The 20,107-nt window shown below is 70.4% G+C and carries 23 protein-coding genes; 9 read left to right on the forward strand and 14 right to left on the reverse strand.

Annotation, left to right across the window (positions count from 1 at the left end; genetic code table 11):
• Positions 1–121: 121 nt before the first annotated feature.
• From ACL03I_RS08755 to ACL03I_RS08775, 5 genes are all read right to left on the reverse strand, one after another.
• Positions 122–1,720: an amidohydrolase gene (locus ACL03I_RS08755; RefSeq protein WP_355077655.1), complete on the reverse strand. Its 1,599-nt coding sequence runs from the start codon at positions 1,718–1,720 to the stop codon at positions 122–124.
• Between the two features lie 40 nt (positions 1,721–1,760).
• Entirely contained in the window at positions 1,761–2,015 is a 255-nt protein-coding gene (locus ACL03I_RS08760) for a hypothetical protein (protein WP_412805626.1), read from the reverse strand.
• Positions 2,016–2,069: 54 nt separating this feature from the next.
• On the reverse strand, positions 2,070–2,552 hold the full coding sequence (locus ACL03I_RS08765; RefSeq protein WP_412805627.1) for an FxsA family protein: 483 nt from the start codon (positions 2,550–2,552) through the stop codon (positions 2,070–2,072).
• Positions 2,553–2,644: 92 nt separating this feature from the next.
• Complete coding sequence (locus tag ACL03I_RS08770; protein ID WP_039798341.1) at positions 2,645–3,304, reverse strand: response regulator; 660 nt, start codon at positions 3,302–3,304, stop codon at positions 2,645–2,647.
• A 132-nt stretch (positions 3,305–3,436) separates the two neighbouring features.
• Positions 3,437–4,609, reverse strand: coding sequence for a sensor histidine kinase (locus tag ACL03I_RS08775; protein WP_355077649.1), 1,173 nt, complete (start codon positions 4,607–4,609; stop codon positions 3,437–3,439).
• Positions 4,610–4,716: 107 nt separating this feature from the next.
• Between ACL03I_RS08775 and ACL03I_RS08780 the strand changes: the two genes are divergently transcribed.
• Positions 4,717–5,484: a TSUP family transporter gene (locus ACL03I_RS08780; protein ID WP_355077647.1), complete on the forward strand. Its 768-nt coding sequence runs from the start codon at positions 4,717–4,719 to the stop codon at positions 5,482–5,484.
• Here the strand turns inward: ACL03I_RS08780 and ACL03I_RS08785 are convergent, their stop codons facing one another.
• Positions 5,485–6,132: a TetR/AcrR family transcriptional regulator gene (locus ACL03I_RS08785; protein ID WP_356962114.1), complete on the reverse strand. Its 648-nt coding sequence runs from the start codon at positions 6,130–6,132 to the stop codon at positions 5,485–5,487.
• Between the two features lie 172 nt (positions 6,133–6,304).
• Between ACL03I_RS08785 and ACL03I_RS08790 the strand changes: the two genes are divergently transcribed.
• Entirely contained in the window at positions 6,305–7,828 is a 1,524-nt protein-coding gene (locus ACL03I_RS08790) for a TldD/PmbA family protein (RefSeq protein WP_412805734.1), read from the forward strand.
• A 68-nt stretch (positions 7,829–7,896) separates the two neighbouring features.
• Positions 7,897–9,213 (forward strand): metallopeptidase TldD-related protein, encoded by a 1,317-nt coding sequence (locus ACL03I_RS08795; protein ID WP_364428578.1) that lies wholly within the window; start codon positions 7,897–7,899, stop codon positions 9,211–9,213.
• Positions 9,214–9,223: 10 nt separating this feature from the next.
• On the opposite strand, the gene ACL03I_RS08800 is transcribed toward ACL03I_RS08795, so the two are convergent.
• Positions 9,224–9,607, reverse strand: a complete 384-nt coding sequence (locus ACL03I_RS08800) for a PPOX class F420-dependent oxidoreductase (RefSeq protein WP_355077643.1) — start codon at positions 9,605–9,607, stop codon at positions 9,224–9,226.
• 68 nt (positions 9,608–9,675) lie between these two features.
• On the reverse strand, positions 9,676–10,224 hold the full coding sequence (locus ACL03I_RS08805; RefSeq protein ID WP_355077641.1) for a PadR family transcriptional regulator: 549 nt from the start codon (positions 10,222–10,224) through the stop codon (positions 9,676–9,678).
• Positions 10,225–10,336: 112 nt separating this feature from the next.
• Between ACL03I_RS08805 and ACL03I_RS08810 the strand changes: the two genes are divergently transcribed.
• Positions 10,337–11,053: a VOC family protein gene (locus ACL03I_RS08810; RefSeq protein ID WP_355077639.1), complete on the forward strand. Its 717-nt coding sequence runs from the start codon at positions 10,337–10,339 to the stop codon at positions 11,051–11,053.
• 4 nt (positions 11,054–11,057) lie between these two features.
• Here ACL03I_RS08810 and map read toward each other — a convergent pair whose 3' ends face one another.
• Positions 11,058–11,822 (reverse strand): type I methionyl aminopeptidase, encoded by a 765-nt coding sequence (gene map, locus ACL03I_RS08815; RefSeq protein ID WP_412805628.1) that lies wholly within the window; start codon positions 11,820–11,822, stop codon positions 11,058–11,060.
• Between the two features lie 102 nt (positions 11,823–11,924).
• On the opposite strand from map, the gene ACL03I_RS08820 reads away from it, so the two are divergent.
• Entirely contained in the window at positions 11,925–12,188 is a 264-nt protein-coding gene (locus tag ACL03I_RS08820) for a helix-turn-helix domain-containing protein (RefSeq protein WP_355077637.1), read from the forward strand.
• On the opposite strand, the gene ACL03I_RS08825 is transcribed toward ACL03I_RS08820, so the two are convergent.
• Together ACL03I_RS08825 and ACL03I_RS08830 are read right to left on the reverse strand one after the other, a co-directional pair.
• Entirely contained in the window at positions 12,185–12,580 is a 396-nt protein-coding gene (locus ACL03I_RS08825; RefSeq protein WP_355077636.1) for a PPOX class F420-dependent oxidoreductase, read from the reverse strand. The genes ACL03I_RS08820 and ACL03I_RS08825 overlap by 4 nt on opposite strands.
• A 123-nt stretch (positions 12,581–12,703) precedes the next feature.
• Positions 12,704–13,690 (reverse strand): YeiH family protein, encoded by a 987-nt coding sequence (locus ACL03I_RS08830; RefSeq protein ID WP_412805629.1) that lies wholly within the window; start codon positions 13,688–13,690, stop codon positions 12,704–12,706.
• Between the two features lie 118 nt (positions 13,691–13,808).
• Between ACL03I_RS08830 and ACL03I_RS08835 the strand changes: the two genes are divergently transcribed.
• Both ACL03I_RS08835 and ACL03I_RS08840 read left to right on the forward strand, forming a co-directional pair.
• Positions 13,809–14,732 (forward strand): LysR substrate-binding domain-containing protein, encoded by a 924-nt coding sequence (locus tag ACL03I_RS08835; protein WP_412805630.1) that lies wholly within the window; start codon positions 13,809–13,811, stop codon positions 14,730–14,732.
• Between the two features lie 131 nt (positions 14,733–14,863).
• Positions 14,864–15,634: a histone deacetylase gene (locus ACL03I_RS08840; RefSeq protein WP_412805631.1), complete on the forward strand. Its 771-nt coding sequence runs from the start codon at positions 14,864–14,866 to the stop codon at positions 15,632–15,634.
• Here ACL03I_RS08840 and ACL03I_RS08845 read toward each other — a convergent pair.
• Entirely contained in the window at positions 15,574–16,839 is a 1,266-nt protein-coding gene (locus tag ACL03I_RS08845) for a PucR family transcriptional regulator (RefSeq protein ID WP_355077629.1), read from the reverse strand. The genes ACL03I_RS08840 and ACL03I_RS08845 overlap by 61 nt on opposite strands.
• Positions 16,840–17,047: 208 nt before the next feature.
• Here ACL03I_RS08845 and ACL03I_RS08850 point away from each other — a divergent pair, with 208 nt between their 5' ends.
• Positions 17,048–17,425 carry a hypothetical protein gene (locus ACL03I_RS08850; protein WP_355077627.1) on the forward strand — a complete coding sequence of 126 codons (378 nt, stop codon included), beginning with the start codon at positions 17,048–17,050 and terminating at the stop codon, positions 17,423–17,425.
• Positions 17,426–17,450: 25 nt separating this feature from the next.
• Here ACL03I_RS08850 and ACL03I_RS08855 read toward each other — a convergent pair whose 3' ends face one another.
• Complete coding sequence (locus tag ACL03I_RS08855) at positions 17,451–18,401, reverse strand: FAD-dependent oxidoreductase (RefSeq protein ID WP_355077625.1); 951 nt, start codon at positions 18,399–18,401, stop codon at positions 17,451–17,453.
• A 72-nt stretch (positions 18,402–18,473) separates the two neighbouring features.
• Complete coding sequence (locus ACL03I_RS08860; RefSeq protein ID WP_412805632.1) at positions 18,474–18,809, reverse strand: hypothetical protein; 336 nt, start codon at positions 18,807–18,809, stop codon at positions 18,474–18,476.
• A gap of 139 nt (positions 18,810–18,948) precedes the next feature.
• Here ACL03I_RS08860 and ACL03I_RS08865 point away from each other — a divergent pair, with 139 nt between their 5' ends.
• Positions 18,949–20,100 carry a carboxylate-amine ligase gene (locus tag ACL03I_RS08865; protein WP_412805633.1) on the forward strand — a complete coding sequence of 384 codons (1,152 nt, stop codon included), beginning with the start codon at positions 18,949–18,951 and terminating at the stop codon, positions 20,098–20,100.
• Positions 20,101–20,107 lie beyond the last annotated feature (7 nt).

The raw sequence follows: 20,107 nt of genomic DNA on the forward strand, positions 1-20,107 counted from the left end.
GTGCGCGCGGCAGGGGGTGTTGTCGGCCCGGCCCGAGCCGAGCCGCTCACGAGCCGCCCCGCGCACCCGGACGCCGGGCACGAGACGGCCGGGAGCCGTCGCGGACTCCACCATCGCGCGCTCACTTCGCATAGATAGTCACTCCCCGGTGCACGGTGCGCAGGCACGTGGGCAGCGGCGCGCCCGGCTCCAGCGCGGGCAACCCAGGGACGCGCGACCGCGGGTCGGTGGACCAGCGCTGCACCGAGTCGGCGGCCGCGCTGACGACCAGTTCGCCGGCATCCCAGATCGCATAGGAGGCGGGCGCCCCGGGGACCAGTGTGCCCGCCACCCCGTCGCGAACTCCGCCCGCGCGCCACGCGCCGCGCGTTGCCGCGGCGAAGGCGGCCCGCGGGGACAGGGCGTGGCCGGGCGTGCGGTGCCCGGCGGCGGCACGCACCGCCGCCCACGGATCGAGCGCGGTGACCGGGGCGTCGGAACCGATCGCCAGGGCCACGCCCGCGGAGGCCATGGCGGCGAACGGGTTCAGCGCCGCGGCGCGCTCCGCGCCGAGCCGAGCCGCGTACATGCCGTCGGTTCCACCCCACGCGGCGTCGAATCCCGGCTGCACACTGGCGATCACGCCCCAGCGGGCCAGGCGGGAGATGTGCTCGGCATCGACGAGCTCGGCGTGTTCGACGCGATGCCCCAGCGCCGCGACGGCGGGACCGCCGAGTTCGGCGACCACCCGTTCGACACCGGCGACCACGGCATCCATGGCGGCGTCGCCGATCACGTGGAATCCGGCCTGGATGCCGGCGACGGTGCAGGCGCGGACGTGATTCGCGATCGCCTCGACATCGAGATAGCTTCGGCCGCAGCCGGATTCGTCGGAGTAGGGCGCGCGCAGCCACGCGGTGCGCGATCCGAAGGAGCCGTCGACGAACAGGTCGCCGCCGAGTGCGTGCACGCCGAGTTCGCCGATCAGGGCGCGAGCCTGCTCGGCGCTGCGCACCGCCTCGCCCCAGTAGGCCCGCACCTGGACGCCGTGCTCGAATTCGAGCAGTTCGCGGACGTCGTCACGGCCCGCGATCTCCGGCCCCGCGCATTCGTGGACCGCGACGACACCGCGCGCGGCGGCATGGTCCAGTGCTGCGGCGCGCGCTCGATCCCGTTGTGCCCGAGTCAATCCGGCGAGCGCGGCGGCGCGCACCAAGTGGTGGGCGGCGGCACGCGCGGGCTCGCCTCGGGTGAATCCGTCGGTCGCCGCCAGCCCGGGCAGCGCGTTCAGCAACGCCGAGGACGCCACCGCGGAGTGCGCGTCCACGCGCGAGAGATAGACCTGCCTGCCCGCACCCGCCGCCGCGTCGATCTCCTCGACGGTGGGCGGCCGTCCCTCCGGCCAGGTGGTCTCGTCCCAGCCGTCACCCAGTACCGCGCCGTCGGGGTGCGCCTCGGCGAACTCCCGCAGCAGCCGCAGGCAGTGTTCGAGCGACCGGGCGGCCGACAGGTCGAGCCCGGTCAGCTTCAGGCCCAGCGCGGTGACGTGCACATGCGGATCGACGAACGCGGGCGCGACGAAGGCGCCGTGGAGGTCGACGATCTCGGCATCCGGATGCAGCGCCCGTCCGGGTTGCTCGGCGCCCAGCCAGACGACGGTTCCGTCGCTCACCGCCATCGCCGTGGCGTCGGGTGAACTGGCACTGTAGAAACGGCCGCCGATCAGCAACTGGGTACTCACGAGGCACCAGTCTGCCCCATGCCCGATTCGGCGGTTTCGGTCAGGCGTTCAGCACGGAGTGGCGGTCCAGATCCTCCGGTTGCGCGAGCACCGCCATCACCTCCGCGTATTCCGGCGGCGTACCGGCGGTTCTCCCGGCCGCCGCGGGCAGGCAGCCCGCCTCCACGGCGATCAGCTCCAGCCGCAGGGCCGCGGCCGTGAATCCGGAAATCGACTGTCCCGCAGCGGCGGCCGCTCGTTTCACCGCGGCGGCCAGCTCTTCGCTCACCGTCACGGTGAGTTGCTCGGTGGTCATCGCGTCACGATAGCCCTTCGCGGCGCGACACGGAACCGGGTGCGGCGAGTTCACTCAGGACGAGGGGATCGCGCGGCGCGCGTTGCCCTGACCGTCGTCGTACCACTGCCCTACGACGACGCCGTCCACCACGTCACCACCGTCGACGACCACCCCACGGTAAGGCGCGGTCGCGACCAGCTTGCCGAAGCGCCGTGCGGCGAAGGCCGCCAGCACCGGACGCGCCAGGAACCGCGTGGGCGGCAGCAGCAGGAGCAGACCCAACAGCGAGGTGACCAGTCCGGGTACGAACATCAGCACACCGCCCGCCGCGACCAGGGCGCCGTCCGCCACGGCGGTCCCTGGCGCCACTTCCCCGCGCGCGGCCCGGCGGAACTGCTCGAACACCCGCCGTCCCTGCGAACCGACCAGCAGCATGCCCGCTCCCGATCCGGCGATCAGCAGCAGAATGGTCGGCAACGCGCCGATCAGCTGACCGACCGTGACCAGCGCGGCGATTTCCACGACGACGTACAGCACGAACAACAAGGCGGGCATGGCGATCCTTTCGGACGATCTACCCCGGTCAACGTCTCGCGCCCAGTTTTTTCTCCCTGATTCGCCTGATAGGTCGCTGAGAGCCCGCGCCGTCATCCGCCCGGCCGCACCAGCCCGGTCTCGTAGGCGAGCACGACTGCCTGAACCCGATCGCGCAGACCGAGTTTGGTCAGCACCCGGCCCACGTGTGTCTTGACCGTGGCCTCCGAGAGGTACAACTGCTCGGCGATCTCCGCGTTGGAGCGGCCTGCCGCGATCTGCTCGAGCACTTCACGTTCGCGGGCGGTGAGCACGTCGAGCACGCCCGGGTCGCGGGTGCGCGCCGGGTTCTCCGCGATGAGCCGGTCCAGCAGACGTTTGGTGACCTTCGGCGACACCACGGCGTCACCGGCGGCGACGCTGCGGATGGCCGAGACGAGATCCTCCGGCGGGGTGTCCTTCAACAGGAATCCGCTCGCCCCCGCCCGCAGCGCGCCGAGCGCGTGCTCGTCGAGATCGAAGGTCGTCATGACGAGCACCCGGCTGCCGTGCCCGGCCTCCACGATGCGGGTCGTGGCGACGACCCCGTCCACCACGGGCATCCGCACGTCCATCAGCACCACGTCGGGACGCAGTTCCGCCGCTGTGGTTACCGCGGCCGCGCCGTTGGCCGCCTCGCCGATCACTTCGATGTCCGGGTGCGCGCCGAGCACCATCTTCAATCCCATCCGCATGAGTTCCTGGTCATCGACGACGAGCACGGTGATCGGCACGTTCCCCAATGTAACGTGGCCGCTTCGCCGCGCCGGGCGGCAGCTGCGGCGCCGGTCTCGCCTACCGGTCGACATGGGACGAATTGCACTGCTGCTCATTACTTTTCACGCAACAAGCGGCTGGCGGCTCGTTCAGTCCGCCGGGTCGGAACGCAGCGGGATGCTGGCGTGCACCCGCCAGGCTCCGTCCGCGTGGCGGCCCGCGTCCAGGCTGCCGCCGAGCACGGCGACGCGTTCACGCATCCCCACCAAGCCGAGACCGCTGCCCTGGATGCGCGCGCCCGGTTCCGTCGGCGACGCCCCACCGGTGTCCGTGACGTCGATCAGCACGTCGGCATCGGTGCGGCGCACCCGCACCCACGCCTTCGGATGCGGACCGGCATGCCGCAGCGTGTTGGTCAGCGATTCCTGCACGATACGGTGCACGCCGAGACTGACCTCCGGCGCGATGTCGTCGAGTTCGCCGGTCAATTCCAGCTCGACGGCCAGGCCGGTGCCGCGCATCATCTCCACGACCTTGGCGATGCCCGCGGTGCCGTGCTGGGGCAACTGGTCGGGCGCGTGCTCCGTGCGCAGCAGGGCCACGGTTCTGCGCAGTTCGCGCAGCGCCTCCCGGCCGGTGCTCGCGATGGTTGCGAGCGCTTGCTCGGCCGCGTCCGGGTCGCGGCGCAGCGCGTACTTCGCCCCGTCGGCCTGCACGATGATCACACTCACCGCGTGGGCGACCACGTCGTGCAGTTCCCGCGCGATGCGGGTGCGTTCGGCCGCGACGGCGTCGTGCGCGCGACGTTCCTTGTCGTAGTCGGCGACCGCGAGCCGGGCCGCCACCTCGGCGTCGTAGGCGTGCCGCGCGCCGATGAACTCCGCGAGCGTCCAGCACAAGGCGTAGAACATGGCGGTGAACACGCTGTCGGACCCGGACGGCTTGCCGATCGCGACGATCGAGAGCACGAGATCCACCACCAGACCGAGCCCGTACCACAGTCCGTCCCGCCTGCCGACGTATGCGACCAGCGTGTACAGCATGATGCCGTGGGACAGCTGCGCGACGTGGTCCGCGTCGTCCTGGACCAGGAAGCCGACCAGCGACTCGGTCAGCGACAACGCCAAGGTCGCCGCAGCCATGGCCCGGGGATACACCCGCCGCAGGGCGATCGGCAGCGGAAGCAGCACCCCGATGGCCAGGTAGGCCAGCTTGTTGTGCGCGTTCCCCACCCCGATGATCTCGAGCAGCACGAAGATCGCCGCCAGCGCCGAGTCGGCCACGACGGGCTTGCCCCGGAGCCACAGACTGAAACGACGCACCGGATCAGAGTAGGTGGCCTCGGCACGCGGGCGACCCGGCCCAGCCGACGACTGCCCGTCCCCGGCACCGGGCAGGGTCCGGATCCGCGGTCTGGTTGTCTGACCGGGTGGAGATCGGAGACTGGGCGGTTTTGTTGACCGCGGCGACGGCGGCCGGCTGGGTGGACGCGGTGGTGGGCGGCGGCGGGCTGATCGTGCTGCCGACGTTGTTCGTGGTGGCCCCATGGATCGCGCCGCAGACCGCGCTGGGCACCAACAAGCTCGCCGCGGTCGCGGGGACCAGCGCCTCGGTGCTGACCTTCGCTCGCAAGGTGCCGATGCGCTGGCGGGTGCTGCTGCCCGCGGCGGTGATCGCCGCGGGGGCGGCGGCACTGGGCGCGGCCGCGGTCTCGCTGATCGACCGGGAACTGTTCATTCCGATCGTCATGGTGGTGCTGGTCGGTGTCGCGGTGGTGGTCACGCTGCGTCCGTCGATCGGCGTCACCCTGGCCACGCATCCACCCACCAGGCGGAAGGTCGTCCTCACGGTGGCGTTGGCGGCCGGGTTGATCGGCTTCTATGACGGCTTGCTCGGGCCCGGCACCGGGACGTTCTTGATCATCACCTTCGCGACCCTGCTCGGGACCGAGTTCGTGCGGGCCGCCGCGATGGCGAAGGTGATCAACTGCGGCTCCAACCTCGGCGCTCTGCTCTTCTTCGGGGCGACCGGGCACATCCTCTTGGCACTCGGCGCGGGGATGGCCGTCGCGAATGTCCTCGGTGCCGTGGTCGGCGCGCGCATGGCGCTGCGGAAGGGCGCCGAGTTCGTCCGCGTCGTGCTGCTGGTGGTGGTGATCGGGATGGTGATCCGCTTGGGCTGGCAGCAGTTCGGCTGATCAGCCCACCGGTTGGGGGTGCTGGGTGGCCAGCCACGGTTGCAGCACCCGCGAGGTGGTCTCGTGGATCTCGCGCTGCAGGCGCTCGCCGTCCTCGACTCCCGCCACCGGTCGCTGGAACAGCACCGTCAACGCACCCGACACCGCACCGACGACCGCGCCGACCAACGCGGCGGCGCCGACCTCGTCGAGCTCGGCGGGGAACGCCTTGTGCAACTGCCTGGCGATCTCGCGTTGAGTGACCAGCTGGGCGTGCGCGGCGCGGCCGCTCACCGCGGGCACCGTCCGCGACACCTGGGCGCGCAGCGCCCCGATCCGGGCATGGAGGTCGTCGACGAGGTGCTCGCCGGGGTTGTCACCCGCCGCGCGCAGCCCGCGCAGCACGACCTCCACCGGCCGTTCGCCCGGACGTCTGCTGGCGATGGCCGCCACCGCGGCGCGCACCCGCTCGTCGGATTCCGGGAAGAGCAGCTCTTCCTTGCTCGCGAAATAGTTGAAGAACGTGCGTGTGCCGACGTCCGCCGCCGCGGCGATGTCGGCCACCGTGGTCTCCTCGTAGCCGCTCGTCTCGAACAGCTCGGCTGCGGCTTCCAGAATGGCTCGGCGGGTACGTTCGCGTTTACGGTCACGGAGGGCGGATGGCGGCACGCGGGCACAGTACGGCATCCGGCGAGCAACACGCGGCAAAGCCCGAGTGTCGCGCGCGCCGTTCACCCGGCGCCACTACGCATCGCGCGCGAATCGGCACCCGATGCGCTGTCGCACGGCGTGTGATCACCGCGCACCCGCGGCGAGACCGACTAGGTTGGTGCGGGTGAGCATCGCGACTTCCAGAGACGTGGACGCCGAGTTCCTCGGCCTGCCACTGGCCGCGCTCGCCGACGCCGCACTGGCCGCGGCCACGGCGGCCGGCGCCGAGCACGCCGACCTGCGGGTGCACCGCCTGGTGACCCAATCGATCCGGTTGCGCGACGGGCGCGTGGAGGCCGTCACCGACAGCGCCGAACTCGGCTTCGCCGTGCGGGTGATCGTCGACGGCACATGGGGTTTCGCGTCGCACGCCGCGCTCTCGCCCGGTACCGCCGCCGAAGTGGCGCGCACCGCCGTCACGGTCGCGACCACGCTGCGGGCACTCAACCGCGAACGCGTCGAGCTGGCCGACGAGCCGCGTTACGCCGACGCGCGCTGGGTGTCGGCCTACGATGTCGACCCGTTCGCCGTCCCGACCGGCGAGAAGGTCGCGCTGCTGCAGGACTATTCGGAGCGCCTGTCGCACGCCGACGGAGTGGATCACGTCACCGCGAGCGTGTTGCAGGTCAAGGAGCAGACCTTCTACGCCGACACCGCGGGCTCCTCGATCGTCCAGCAACGGGTGCGGCTGCACCCGAGCCTCGAAGCGATCACCGTGGACGCGTCGGCAGGTGTGTTCGAGACCATGCGCACGCTCGCCGCACCGGTCGGCCGCGGATGGGAGTACGTCACCGGGGCCGACGGCATGTGGGACTGGGACGGCGAACTGGCCCGGATTCCGGAGTGGCTGGCCGAGAAGGTGAAGGCGCCCAGCGTGCAGGCCGGGCCGACCGACCTCGTCATCGATCCGACCAACCTGTGGCTGACCATCCACGAATCCATCGGCCACGCCACCGAGTACGACCGCGCCATCGGCTACGAGTCCGCTTACGCGGGAACCTCGTTCGCCACTCCGGACCAGCTCGGGTCACTGCGCTACGGCACGCCGATCATGCACGTGACCGGTGACCGCACCGAGTCGCACGGGCTGGCCACGGTCGGCTACGACGACGAGGGCGTCGCCGGGCAGCGCTGGGATCTGGTCCGCGACGGCATCCTGGTCGGCTATCAACTGGACCGGGTGTTCGCGCCGCGCCTCGGCCTGGAGCGGTCCAACGGCTGCTCGTACGCGGATTCGGCGCATCACGTGCCGATCCAGCGCATGGCCAACGTGTCACTGCAACCGGATCCCGACCGCGATACCAGCACCGAGGAACTCATCTCCCGGGTGGACGACGGCCTCTACATCGTCGGCGACCGGTCCTGGTCGATCGACATGCAGCGCTACAACTTCCAGTTCACCGGCCAGCGGTTCTTCCGCATCCGCGGCGGCAAGCTCGACGGCCAGGTGCGCGATGTCGCCTACCAGGCCACCACCACCGACTTCTGGGGCGCGATGGAAGCGGTCGGCGGGCCGTCGACCTGGCAGCTCGGTGGCGCGTTCAACTGCGGGAAAGCGCAGCCGGGCCAGGTCGCCGCGGTCAGCCACGGCTGCCCGTCGGTCCTGGTGCGCGGCGTCAACATTCTCAACACCCGGACGGAGGCAGGCCAGTGAGCGACGATCTGTTCCCCGCCGGCGTGACCGTGGAGCGCGCGCTGGCGCTGTCGCGCGCCGACGAGGCCATGGTGATCGTCCGTGACGAGCACGAGGCGTCACTGCGCTGGGCGGGCAACTCCATGACCACCAACGGGTCGTCGGTGTCGCGCAAATGGGCGGTGATCTCGGTGTTCCGCGAGGGGCCCACGCTGGCCCGCGTCGGCACCATCGCCTCGTCCAGCGTCGACCCCGACGACATCGAGGCCGTCGTGCGCGCCAGCGAGGAGGCCGCGCGCGGCGCCGAACCCGCGCGCGACGCGATGCCGCTGCTGGAGCCCGACACCGTCGACCAGGACTGGGCCGCCCCGGCGACCGGCACCGGCATCGAGGTGTTCACCGATCTGGCCGAGGGCCTGTCCGCCGGATTCGACAGCGCCGACCGTCTGTACGGCTTCGCCCATCACCAGATGCACACCACCTGGCTGGGCACCTCGACCGGCATCCGGCGCCGCTTCGTGCAACCCACCGGTTCGGTGGAGATCAACGGCAAACGCGGCGAGGGCGCGGATCTGGCCAGCGCGTGGGTCGGGGTGGGTACCGCGGACTTCACCGACGTCGACGTATCCGGCTTGCTCGCGGACCTTTCCCGCCGCCTGGACTGGGCCAAGCGCAAGGTCGAGCTGCCCGCGGGCCGCTACGAGACGCTGCTGCCGCCCTCCACCGTGGCCGACCTGATGATCTACCTGGCCTGGTCGATGGAGGGCAGGGGCGCGCAGGAAGGCCACACGGCGTTCGCGCGAGCGGGCGGGACCCGGGTCGGCGAGCGACTGAGCGATATCCCGCTCACGCTCTACTCCGATCCGCACGCGCCCGGACTGGAATACCAGCCGTTCGTGGCGGCGACCGCGTCGTCGGAATCGATGTCGGTGTTCGACAACGGCCTGACCGCGGAGCGCGTCGACTGGCTGCGCGACGGCGTGATCTCCGCGCTGATCTATCCGCGCGCCACCGCCGCCGAGTTCGACGCACCCGCCACGGTTCCCGGCGACAACCTGCTGCTCACCGGCGGTTCCGACGCCACGATCGACGACATGATCGCGCGCACCGAGCGCGGCTTGCTGCTGACCACCCTGTGGTACATCCGTGAGGTCGATCCGGCGACGCTGCTGCTCACCGGTCTCACCAGGGACGGGGTGTATCTCGTCGAGAACGGCGAGGTCACCGCCGCGGTGAACAACTTCCGGTTCAACGAAAGCCCGCTGGATGTGCTCCGGCGGGTGAGCGAGGCGGGTGCCACCGAGCTCACGCTGCCCCGGGAATGGAAGGACTGGTTCACCCGGACCGCGATGCCGCCCTTGCGGATTCCGGACTTCCACATGTCGTCGGTCAGCCAGGCGACCTGAGCGCGGCGGGTCAGGCCGCGAGGTCGATCTCGATGCCGATGGTTCCGGACTTGCCGCGCCGCAGGTTGCTGCCGAGGATGACGAGGGGACCGGTGAGCCGGTACTTGCGCCGCAGCAGCTTGCGGACCCGCTCCGTGCCCTCGGCATCGAGGATCCGTCCGGTTCCTTCGACCACCGCGCCGTGCGGCTTGCCGGTCGCGCTGCACGGTTGCACGCTGACCGCCGGATTGCGGCGCAAGCGCTTGACCTTCCAGCTGTCGGTCACGGTCCAAACGTACAGTTTGCCGTTCTCGGACACCGCCCACACCGCGGTGCCGACGGGCGATCCGTCCTTGCGGAAGGTGGTCAGCAGCACGTAGTCGGCCTTGGCGACGGCGTCCAGCGAATTCGTCATGCGGGCAGCGTATCCCGCATCCCGGTGCGGTGAGCGACGCGGGAAAGGCGCGGGTTCGTGCCGGACATTCACTCCGGCAGTCGGTACTCCCCCGCTTCCAGACGCGCCAGTACTCCGTCGGTCCACTTCGACAGGTTCTCGAACACGCCACTCCACAGCTCCAGCAGATCGGTCGCGTGCGGCGCTTCGTACCGCCCGGGGAAGTCCGGGATCATGGCGAGCAGGTCGGCGCGCACTTCCTCGCTGCGGCGGCGCTGTTCCCGCAATTTCGCGATGACGTGCGCCCTTGGCAGCGCGTCCATGAAGGCGATGGCAGCGCCCAGTTCCTCCATATCGATGCTGACCAGCGCCTCGTCCATGAGCCCGCGGAACTCGGCCTCTCCCGCCTCGGTCAGCTCGAACAGCGTGCGCCCAGGGCCCTGGTCGCTGGTCTGGGTGCCGAACGCGCTCAGCTTGCCCTCGCGGGTGAGCTGCTTGAGAGCGTGATAGATCGAGCCGGGCTTGACGTTCGTCCAGGTTTCGGCCCGCCAGGACAGCAGCTCCTGACGCACCGCGTAGCCGTGCACGGGCTGACGCAGGCGCATCACCCCCAGCACGAGCAGGCGCACCACCGACATCGCGAACTCCTTCCGGTCCGAGATCGCATGGTAGTCAAGTTTGACTTCCGGCGAAAACCATCGCTACGCTCACCTAGTCAAAATTGACTACCGCAGGTAAATGGGAGTTTTCATGGCCGACACGGCGGTACCGCAACTCTGGACCGGCGACCTGACCGACACGCTCGACTTCTACCGGACGCTGGGCTACACGGTGACCCATGAGCAGACCCGTCCCTACGTCTACGGAGCGGTGGAGGACCACGGTTGCGCCCTGCACTTCGTGCCCGCGCCGAAGGACGCCGACATCCCCGCCGAACGCGCAGGCTGCCTCGTGATGGTCGACGACGTCGCGAGCAGGCATCGAGCCTTCTCCGCGGCGCTGCGCAGCCGCTACGGCAAGATCCCCGCCAAGGGCCTGCCCCGGATCACCCGCTTCCGGCCGGGGCAGTCCCGGTTCACCGTCATCGATCCGGGAGGCAACCAGGTGATCTACATCCAGCGCGACGAACCCCCGAAGGTGGAGTACGGCGGATCGAAGGAGCTGGACGGGCTGTCCAGAGTGCTGGACAACGCCCGCATCCTGCGCGATTTCAAGACCGACGACAAGGCCGCGTTCCGCGTGCTCGAGGTCGGTCTCGGCCGGTTCCGCAGCGAAGCGCCCCGGCTCGACGTGGCGCGGGCACTGGCGGCGCTCGCCGAACTCGCCGTCGCGACCGGCGACCCCGGCGGAGCCGATGGATTCCGGGCGGAGTTGCGCGCGATGGAACTGTCCGCCGAGGAACGCGCGTTCATCGCCGACGAGTTACGCGCCTCCGACGACCTGTCTTCCTGGCTGTCGGAGACTTAGACCCTCACGCCGCGGTCAGCACCTGTGGCCCGTCCGGCGTGATCGCGATGGTGTGCTCGGAGTGGGCGGTGCGGGAGCCGTCCGCCGAACGGATGGTCCAGCCATCCGGATCGGTGACGATGCGGTCGGTGGTGCGCGCGAACCACGGTTCGATCGCGATGGTGAGCCCGGGGCGCAACCGATAGCCGCGCCCCGGGCGGCCGTCGTTGGGCACGTGCGGTTCCTCGTGCATGGTGCGGCCGAGGCCGTGACCGCCGAATTCGGTGTTGACCGGATAGCCGTACGCCCGTGCCACCTCGGCGATGGCGGCGGAGATGTCGCCGATGCGGTTGCCCGGCACCGCGACCGTGATCGCCGCGGCCAGCGCCTCCTCGGTCGCCCGCACCAGCCGCACGTCCTCCTCCGCGGCCGAGCCGACCACGACCGTGGTCGCCGCGTCCGCGACCCAGCCTTCGACGCCGACCGCGAGGTCCATGGTCAGCACGTCGCCGTCGCGCAAGGCATAGTCGAACGGAAGTCCGTGCAGCACAGCGTCGTTCACCGACAGGCAGACGGTATTGCGAAACGGTCCTCGCCCGAACGAGGGCGCGTAGTCCCAGTAGCAGGACTGGGCTCCGCGCGCGCGGATGCGTTCTCGGACGTGGGCTTCCAGGTCGAGCAGGTTCACCCCTACCCGCGCCCGGTCGCGCAACTCGGCGAGCACGTCTGCGACGAAGCGCCCCGCCACTCGCATCCGCGCGATCTCCGCGGGGCTCTTCAACTCGACCATCATTCCTCCAGTGCGCCGGTATTTTAATACCACCCTAGCCGCGCCGGTATTTTAATACCAACCCGTCTTGCGACCTCGCACTGCCGTCCGTAGCCTGAGCGCATGGTCCGCCTCCCGTTGACCCCCGCGCAGATCGAGTCGGGTCGCCGCTTGGGCGCCGCCCTGCGCGCGGCCCGCGCGAACCGCGAACTCACCGACGTCGCCCACGCCGCCGGGATCTCACCGGAGACGCTGCGCAAGATCGAGACCGGACGGTTGCCCTCGCCTGCTTTCGGCACCGTGGTGGCATTGGCACAGTCGCTCTCGATCCCGCTCGACGATCTCGCGGACATCTGGCGCTCGGCCGGTCTCGCCGAATCCGCCTAGGCCGGATCGCCTGTCGCCTTCGGAGCGATCGCGATCCCGACGGACGCGTTCGCGCCGCGCAGCAGCTTGTGCCCGCGAATGGCGAGCTTGCCGATGATCCCGTACTTGTCCGCGACCACATCGCGCACGCGCTGGGTGCCGTCCGCGTCGAGAATGCGCGCGCTGCCCGGCAGGACCTCCGCCGCCGTCGGTCGGCCGCGCCCGTCGCAGACCTGCAGCGTGACGTCCGGATTGCGGCGGATCCGCTTGACCTTCCAGGTCTCGGGATTGGTCCACACGACGATCCGGTCACCATCCGGAGCCACCCACACGGGTGTGCCGACCGGCGTCCCGTCCTTCTTGAAGGTGGTCAGCCGCACGTATTTGCTCTGGCTCATCTCGTTCCACGTCATAGGGCAACGGTAGGCCCGCGCGACGGCGGCGACATCCGACCGCAGGACGGTTCGCGATTACGTGTATGGGCGTAGGTGGCGGCAACCGTGTCCGCCGAGCCGCCGCCACAATTCGTATGTTGCTCACCACCAGCCGGTGGCGAATTGCAGCGCGAGGCTGGAGATTCCGAGGATGACGGAGAGGATGCCGCCGAAGAGCAGGGGGCGATGGCCTGCGGTGCGTAGGCGCTGCGGCGTGAGGGTGGCGCCGACGGCGGCCAGGACGGCGGCGATCAGCCAGGCGCTCACATGGCTCAAGGTGGTCGTCCACGAGGGCCGGATCACGCCGGTGGCGGCGAGGGCCGACGCGGCGAGGAACAGCACCACGAACAGCGGAATGGTGCGCCACAGTGGCGTGACGCCGGAATCGCGCCGGGCTCCGAAGTGCAATCCGACGCACAGCGGGAGGATCGCCAGACTGCGCACCAGCTTGACGATGACGGCGAAATGCGCGGCGGCGGATCCGAACGCCACGCCGGCGGCGAGCACCGAGGACGTGTCGTTGATGGCGGTGCCCGCCCACAAGCCGAATGCCTGCTCGGACATGCCGAGCAGGTGGCCCAGCGGCGGATAGACCAGCACCGCGACGACATTGAAGACGAAGATGGTGCCGAGTGCGTAGGCGGTCCGCTCGCGGTCGGGCTTGATGACCGCCGTGGCGGCGGCGATGGCGGAGGCCCCGCAGATGGTGGTGCCCACCGCCACCAGGATGGCGGAATCCCGGTCCAGGGCCAGCAGCCTGCCGACGACCAGCGCGGCCAGGGCGCCGACGAGCAATGTGCCGATCAGTACGACTATCGTGCCGCGGCCCACGCCGACCACCGCGCCGACGGGCAACCCGAGACCGAGCAGGACGATGGCGGCGCCGAGCAATCGTTGCTGCGCCGAGGCCAGCCCGGGAGTGAATCGCTCGTCCCCGGTGCGGCGTGCGAAAACACCGAACATCGCGCCACCGGCCAGGGCGAGCACGGGCACGCCGAGGACGGGCCACACCGCGCCCAGGAAAGTCGCGGCGGTGGCGAGCACCGCTGCCACCAGAAGGCCGGGCCCGTGCCGGCGAAGATGCGTCATTTCGACAACGATCGCGGCAAACGATCTGTCCGGGTAGCCGTCGGGACGACAGCACCTCATAAGCCGCGCTGATGGGGCGGGCAATGCCGCGCCATCGCAGCAGGCTCATAATCTGCCCATGACGCTGCCGCCAGGAACACCTGATCTGGAGGTGCTCGACCTGCTGGTCTCTGTCGCGGAGTCGGGCAGCCTCGGCGCGGCCGCGCGCAGGCACGGCATCAGCCAGCCCGCCGCGAGCATGCGGATCAGCGCCCTGGAACGACGGCTACGGCTACGGCTGCTGGATCGCGGGCCCACCGGGTCGGCGCTCACCGACGCGGGGCGCTCGGTCGTGGAGCACGCGCAAGCCGTGCTCGACGCGGCGCGGGCCTTCGGCGCGGGTGTGGCCGCGCTGCACGCCGCTCAGGTGCCACACCTGCGGATCGCCGCGTCGAAGACCATCGCCGACCATCGCATTCCGCAGTGGCTCGACGCTTTCCGCGAGTCCTATCCGGAGGTGGCGGTATCCCTCGAAGTCGACAACACCCGGCATGTCGAGGAACTGGTCCGCAACGCCAGGGCGGACATCGGTTTCGTGGAGGGACCGCACCCGCCGCCCGGACTCGGCAGCCGAGTGCTCGGCGCCGACGATCTGGTTGTCGTGGTCGCGCCCGGCCACCGGTGGGCACACCGCCGACGGCCGGTGACATTGCGCGAACTCGCGACCACTCCCCTGCTGTGGCGCGAGCCCGGATCCGGCACCCGCGACACGGTATGGGAAATCCTGGACGCGGAGTGCCAGCCTGCCCGCCCGGCCGCCGAACTGGGCTCGGCGGCGGCGATCGTCGCGTCGGCGCGGGCCGGAGTCGCACCCGCGGTGCTGAGCCGGTTGATCGCGGCGCCCGATCTGGACAGCGCGGCCCTCGTGGAGGTACCGACGGCCGACTCCGTCGTGCTCACCCGGGAATTCCGCGTCATCTGGCGTCGGCAAGCTCCTCCGTCCGGGCCCGCGGAAGCGCTGGCCCGGTGCGCCGCGGACGGCGGCGTGGCGCGCAACCGGTGAAGCACTCGGTCCGCGCACACGGGCACCCACCCGCCGACGGGCAAGGAATGACGATGCGCAGGCGGCCGACCGCGTCCCTCGGCCGGAATGTCAGGTGGGCGCCACGTCGCGAACAGTCGAGAATGGGTGCCATGACGGCCTGGCATACCGACGGCGCGACAGCGCCCGGCGCGCGACCGGACGTGAGTCGGTCCGAGCCGCCCGTGCGCACGGATCCGGTCTGGTACGCCGCGTACGGCTCGAATATGAGTCTGGCCAGGCTGCGGACCTATCTTCGCGGTGGCAAGCCCGCAGGCGGAACACTCACCCTGCCCGGCTGCCGCGACAACGCCGACCCGATCCGCTCGACGCCCCTCCTGCTCCGGGGCGTACTGTATTTCGCCACCGAATCGTTGACCTGGACCGGCGGCCGCGCTTTCTACGACCCCGACTGCCCGGGCGAGATGGCCGTGCACGCCCACTTGCTCACCACCGCCCAGTTCTCCGACATCGTGGCGCAAGAGATGTATCGCGTCCCGGGGGCGGACATGGATCTCAGCGATGCGATCGCGCAGGGAACAATGACTCTCGGCCCGGGACGCTACGAAACGTTGGTCTGCGCGGGAACGCACGCCGGGTACCCGGTGCTCACCTTCACCGCCCCGTGGCGTTGTCGCGACGTTCGGGGCAATCCGCCCGCCGCCGCCTACCTGCGGTATCTGGCCGCGGGCCTGCGCGCGGCACACGGCTGGTCCGCCCGCGCGACCGCGGGTTACCTCGCCACTCGGCCCGGCGCCGACCGGCGCTGGACCCCCGAGGCGGTCCATGCCCTGCTCGGCGACGATGAAGTGGTGCGCCGAACCTATGAGGAGACCGCCCCCGCCCACGCACCGACCGGCGATTCGTCCTCGGAGTCCCGGTAGCTGCGGGCGACCAACGCCGCACGCAGGTACCACACCCCGGATGCCTGGGCGGGGTCGAAACCGGTGAGCTGACCGATGCGCTTGAGCCGGTAGTCCACGGTGTTGGTGTGGATGTGCAGCGATCGCGCCGTGCGCTGGCGATTGAGATTCGTACCGATATGACGTTTGAGCGTCTCGAGTAGTTCGGGGTGCTCGTCGAGTGGGTCGAGCAGTGTGCGCAGGGTCTCCAGTCCGGGTCCGGGCCGGGTGAGCTGATATTCGAGCGCGAGGTCGTCGAAGCGGAACAGTCCGCGGGTCCAGCGCAGCCGTTGCACCATGTCCAGCAGCTCGTGCGCGCGGTCGGCGGCCGTCGGCACTTCGACCGGGGTCGCGGCGATCACCGTCGCGACGATCGGCACCTGCGCGGCGCGGCCGAGACTGTCCACCAGTTCGTCCAGTGACTTGTCCTCCGGCGACGCGGACGGTAGCAGGATGGTGCCGCCGTCGACGCTGAGCAGCGACAACACCGATTCACCGCAGCGGGTGGCGAGTTCGGATTGCACTCGGCGCAGCTTCCGCCGCGCGACCACCGCACCGTCGAGATGCGGGTTGCGCTCCTCCGGGTGCGGCGGAATCGCCAGGGCGACAACGGAATACGAGTCGGCGATCTGGATTCCGCATTCGCGGGCCATGGTGAAGGTGGGGTGCCCGCCGAGCAGGGCCGAAGCGAGGGTGTGCGCGGCCGTGTGGTGCTCGCCGACCACGGCGCGCAACTCGGTCACGTAGGCCCGCGAGACGGTCGAGGTGATGGTGTCCAGGATCTCCAGCAGGCGGCGGCTGATCTCCTTGAGACTGTCGAAGTCCGCGGCGGTCGCGTTCGCCACGATCAGGTCGAAGCCGAGCTTGAATCCCTCGTGCACGGCGTGGTGGATGGTGTCGATCGGAATGCCTTCTCGCGCCCAGCCCGCCGCGGCGTTGCGCAGCAGGAGGGTCTTCTCCGGGATGTCACTGCCGTCGAGCATGCTGACGGCCAGTTCCAGGCACAGGCGGGTGATGTTGGTGATGTCGCCGTTGAGCGCCTCACCGGGGAGCGTCCGGCAGTGCGCGACGGTCTCGATGAAATGGCCGACCATCTTGCGTGACAGATTCCGCACGTCTCGCAGTGAAGAACTGGCCGGGCGGCCCGACAGGGTCAGATCCGGGCCTGCCGAATCGGTGATGGACATGTGACTCCTTCCCTCCCCGATCGCGGAAAGTACTCCACGGTAACTTGACCGGGTCGGCGTGCCGAGGTCCAAGCCTCCGGTTGGGGACACCACCCGAACCGGGCGACGCGCGTCTGTGAAGCCTCACAAGTCGTCATCGCGCGGTCGAATTCTTTCGATCCCCGTCGTAACGTCGGTGGCAGCAGGGTCGCCGCGCGGAGGGAGGGCCATGAACATCGGCCCGCACGAAGAAGATCGGGACATCACCGAAGTGTCCGCGAGATTCACTCGTGGCGCCCATCGCGGCGGTCCCGACGCGCTGATCAGAATGGGCTTGGAACTGGCCCTCGTCCTGGTCGACGCGGCCGAGGCGGCGGGCAGTCTCGCGCTGGGCCGGTTCGAGCACGCGGCGACCCGATGCGCCCAGGCGGGCATCCCGATCGAAGCGGTGCACGCCGTCCTGCGCGACAGCGTCGACGCGGGCCTCGCCGCACCCGCCACGGATTCCCCCGGACGGCGCACCGCGCGCGATCGGGTCGAGCCCGGCGTGCTCAGCGAATTCCTGGAGACGCTGAACTCGGTGGTGGCGCGCAGTTACGCCAACTGAGCGCGGCCGACGCACCGGCCGCCGCTCACAGCGCCGCTACGAGCGCGGCGCTCTCCAGCGCGCATCCGTGGCCGATGGTGATGCCGGAGCCGCCGTGGCCGTAGTTGTGGACGACGGGCGTGCCGGGTAGCACGGCGGTGTCGAGTTCCACGCGGACTTCCCGGCGACCGGGGCGCAGTCCCACCACGGCGTCCAGCACCTCACTGCCGTCGAGCCCTGGGACCAGATCGCGGCAGCGCCGCAGGATAGATCGGGTGAGGTCGGGGTCGGGCGTGGTGTCCCACTCGCCGGTGTCCAGCGAACCGCCCAGGACGCAGTCGTTCGCCCGGGGATGGACGTAGGCGCGACCGAGCGGATGGGCTTCGTCGCGGACCGACACCGACAGCCCGGGGTTCGCGACCCGCACGATCTGGCCGCGGATCGGATACGCCTCCGGGTCGCCCACCAACTCGGCGGCTCGCAGACCGGCACAGTTCACCACGACGTCCGGCGACAGGTCCGCGAGATCATCGAGGCTCCGCACAGCACGCGGTACGCGACGCGCGCCTGCCGCGTCCACCTGCGCGCTCAAGAACGGCAGGTAGGTCGGCATCTCCACCAAAGGAACTTCGAAACGGAATCCGAATCCGTAGCCCGGAGGCAGGTCCACCCGATCGGCCTGCCGGAACGAGCGCACCGACCGCGACCACGCGGGAATCGCGGGCTCGTCGCGATACAGCGCCATGGACGCGCACATCCGCACGCCCGGCGCTTCCGCGGCAGCCAGCGCCGCCAAGTGCTCGAAAGTCGCCTCGCTCCAGGCCAGCACGCGATCGGCGGGACCGGCGGCGGTCGGAAACCAGACCGCCGCGGCCAGGAAGGACGTCGTCGCCGTGATCGGCTCGGCGCTGACGACGATGACCTCGTGCCGGGCTCGGAGCAGTTCGGCCGCGGTGGACAGACCCGAAATGCCCGAGCCGAGGACGACGATCCGCATGGGAGCGAGAGTATCGAGCCCTACCCGCCCAGCGCTGTTCCCGTAGCACCGCCCGTGGGAGGCGCGGATAGATCAGTCGGCATCGTCGAGCGATGTGACACCGGTCGTCATGGCCACTACCGGCCACTGCGGCCCGGCACAGGCCGCGGCCACGGTACTGCCATCCGCGAACCCGCCCCGGCTCTCGCCGGTCCCGGCCATGTCCACCCGGGGACCGGCCGCCTCGGCCGAGCCGATCAACACACAGTTCCAGTTCTCCGACGGCGGCTGGCTGCCCACCGCGATGGCGCCCTCCTCCTGGCTGTCCGCCGACAACGTCGGTCCCGCGGCGGCCACCCCCGCGCCGGCAGCGGCGACGATCACGACGCAGCCCCCGGTAGCGGCGACACGTGCAGCGATCCGAAACATACGACAACTCCTGCGGCCCCTCGTCGTTCGCGTTGCCGCCCTCCGGCCGTTCAAACCGCGTCGAAGCCGACCGGCAACCGATCGGCGAACGCGACTCGTTCGGTTGACTAGCCCGTCGGCCCGTGGGTAATGCCAATCCATGGACGATGGGCGGCTGACCATCGGGGTGGAAGAGGAGTTCCTGCTCGTCGACCCGCGCACCGGCGAACCGCTGGCACGCAATGTCGAGGTGGCGCGTACCGCGGAGGAACTCGGCATCGACCTGCAACTCGAACTCACCCGTTGTCAGGTGGAGACCAGCACCGCGGTCCACACCGATATCGGCGCACTGCACCAGCAGTTGCGCGACCTGCGCCGTGGCATCGCCGCCTGCGCCGAGCGCAACGACGCCCGCTTGCTCGCGGTCGGCATCCCGCCCACCGTCCCGCACGAGTTCCCGGTCACCGAGACCCCGCGCTACCAGCGCATCGAAGAGAACTTCGGCATGCTCGCCCACGAGCAGGGGCTGTCGGGCTGTCACGTGCACATCGGCATCCCCGACGTCGAAACCGCGATCCAGGTCAGCAACCACCTGCGGCCGTGGCTGCCGCAACTGCTCGCGATGACCGCGAACTCCGCCATCTATCGCGGCACCGAGACCGGCTTCGCCAGCTGGCGCAGCATCCTGTGGCGGCGCTGGCCCAGCGCTGGACCGCCTCCGTACTTCGAATCCGCGCGGCACTACGAGGCGATGGTCGCGATGATGCTCAACAGCGGCAGCATCCTGGACAAGCAGATGGTCTACTGGGACGTCCGTCCCTCGGTCTCGTTCCCGACCGTCGAGATACGGGTCAGCGACATTCCGGCCACCGTCGAGGAGACCGCGCTCTTGGCCGCGCTGGTGCGCGCCGTCGTCGTGATGGCGGAGAGATCGCTGGCGGCGGGGCAGCTCGCGCCGCAGGTGCCCGCGGAGATGTTGCGGGCGGCGTACTGGAAGGCAGCGCGTTCGGGGCTGGCCGGAGACGGCGTCGACCCTCGTGACGGCACGGTGGCGCCCGTGCGCGACCTGCTGTGCCGGCTGATCGACTACGCCGCGCCCGCGCTGGAGGACGCGGGCGACCGCCGATTCGTCGACGAGGCGTTCGGCCGCCTGCTCGCGCGCGGCAACGGCGCGCACCGACAGATCGCGGCGCTGCGGGCGCGCGGGGAGATCGACGACGTCGTCGAGGAGGTGGCGCGCTCGACCCTCGAAGGCTGCGACCAGCCGGGAAGTTCCCGCGCGACACCGGCGACCGGAGCGCCGCTCAGCTGAGCACCAC

The sequence above is a fragment of the Nocardia sichangensis genome (genome assembly GCF_047200615.1).
GTDB lineage: Bacteria > Actinomycetota > Actinomycetes > Mycobacteriales > Mycobacteriaceae > Nocardia > Nocardia sichangensis.